The organism is Pseudomonas sp. TE12508 (genome assembly GCF_056279485.1).
Genome location: NZ_JBWCCN010000041.1, coordinates 1 through 1,983 on the forward strand (window position 1 = coordinate 1; position 1,983 = coordinate 1,983).

Consider the following 1,983-nt stretch of genomic DNA (forward strand, 5'->3'; position numbering starts at 1 on the left):
ATTCCAGGGCATGGTCAGGCACCTCCTGACCGTATTTCATACCTGTAAACGATGTCTCCGGTTTAAAACGTAAAGGATGTCTCCGGTTTCTACCCTAGCAGGCTAGCTCCCACAGGGGTACGCATTCCAATGTGGGAGCTAGCCTGCTAGCGATTGACCGCGCAGCGGTCACCCACTTTCCTGCGTCGGATCAAGGCTTTGAACCGTACGCGTTGGCGGCAGCGTTTGATCGTGGCAGGATGTCGAGGTTATCGACCGAGACCCCCTGACCATGCCGCAATCCCAAGCCAAGAATCTGTCCCTGATCGCCGCAATCGACCTGGGCTCCAACAGCTTTCACATGGTCGTGGCCAAGGCCCAGAACGGCGAAATCCGGATTCTCGAACGTCTCGGGGAGAAGGTTCAGCTGGCCGCCGGCATCGACGAAGAGCGCCAACTCAGCGAAGAATCCATGCAGCGCGGGCTCGATTGCCTGAAGCGTTTCGCCCAACTGATCAGCGGTATGCCGCCCGGCACCGTGCGGATCGTCGGCACCAACGCCCTGCGCGAAGCCCGTAACCGCGCCGAATTCATCCACCGCGCCGAAGAAATTCTTGGCCATCCGGTAGAAGTCATCTCTGGTCGTGAAGAAGCGCGCCTGATTTACCTCGGCGTCTCCCACACCCTCGCCGACACGCCGGGCAAGCGCCTGGTAGCCGACATCGGCGGCGGCAGTACCGAATTCATCATTGGCCAGCGCTTCGAACCGCTGCTGCGCGAAAGCCTGCAAATGGGCTGCGTCAGCTATACCCAGCGCTATTTCAAGGATGGCAAGATCACCCCGGCCCGCTATGCCCAGGCGTACACCGCGGCGCGGCTGGAGATCATGAGCATCGAACACGCCCTGCACCGCCTGACCTGGGATGAAGCCATCGGCTCCTCGGGCACCATTCGCGCCATTGGCCTGGCGCTGAAGGCCGGCGGGCATGGCACTGGCGAAGTGAATGCCGAAGGCCTGGCCTGGCTCAAGCGCAAGCTGTTCAAACTCGGCGATGCCGAGAAAATCGATTTCGAAGGCATCAAGCCCGACCGGCGGGCGATTTTCCCCGCCGGGTTGGCGATTCTCGAAGCGATCTTCGACGCCCTCGAATTGCAACGCATGGACCACTGTGAAGGCGCCCTGCGCGAAGGCGTGCTCTACGACCTGTTGGGCCGTCATCATCATGAAGACGTGCGTGAGCGCACTCTCAGCTCGCTGATGGAGCGTTACCACGTTGATCTGGAACAAGCCGCGCGGGTCGAACGCAAGGCGCTGCATGCTTTCGATCAGGTGGCCGAGGATTGGCAGCTGGATGACGGTGTCTGGCGCGAACTGCTGAGCTGGGCCGCCAAGGTCCATGAAGTGGGTCTGGACATCGCGCACTATCAGTACCACAAGCACGGCGCCTACCTGATCGAGCACTCGGACCTGGCCGGATTCTCCCGCGAAGACCAGCAAATGCTCGCACTGCTGGTGCGGGGCCACCGACGCAACATTCCCAAAGACAAGTTCGCCGAATTCGGCGACGACGGCATCAAGCTGATTCGCCTGTGTGTGCTACTGCGTTTTGCGATTCTGTTCCACCACATCCGCGGTATCCAGGAAATGCCACAGGTCGTGCTGCACGCCAATGGCGACAGCCTGGACGTGTTGTTCCCGGAACACTGGCTGGACGACAACCAGTTGACCCAGGCCGACTTCGCCCTGGAAGCGGAATGGCTGACTCGCGTCAGCTTCGTGCTGAACGTCCGCTAAACCCTGTGGCGAGGGAGCTTGCTCCCGCTGGGCTGCGAAGCGGCCCCAAAAAGAGGGACTGCTGCGCAGTCCAACGGGAGCAAGCTCCCTCGCCACAAGTCATTCACCGCTCGGGCGTGTCTAGTCCTGAAATAGGTTTACACCTGTTTCACCCTAACGCCCGATGCACCGCATCGGGCGTTTTGTATTTCAAAGACAGGTGCGGACGC

At 60.6% G+C, this 1,983-nt stretch carries 1 protein-coding gene; it reads left to right on the forward strand.

All coding sequences use genetic code 11. The features are described 5' to 3' along the window. The first annotated feature begins 271 nt into the window (after window positions 1-271). The gene (gene ppx / locus ACZ9IM_RS30435) at window positions 272-1,774 is read left to right on the forward strand and encodes an exopolyphosphatase (protein WP_123500426.1); all 1,503 of its coding nucleotides are present in this window, start codon (window positions 272-274) and stop codon (window positions 1,772-1,774) included. Window positions 1,775-1,983: the final 209 nt, after the last annotated feature.

What these genes read in the sequence shown, in the direction of transcription:
- ppx (WP_123500426.1), top strand. Translation starts at nt 272, where the DNA reads ATGCCGCAATCCCAAGCCAAGAATCTGTCCCTGATCGCCGCAATCGAC.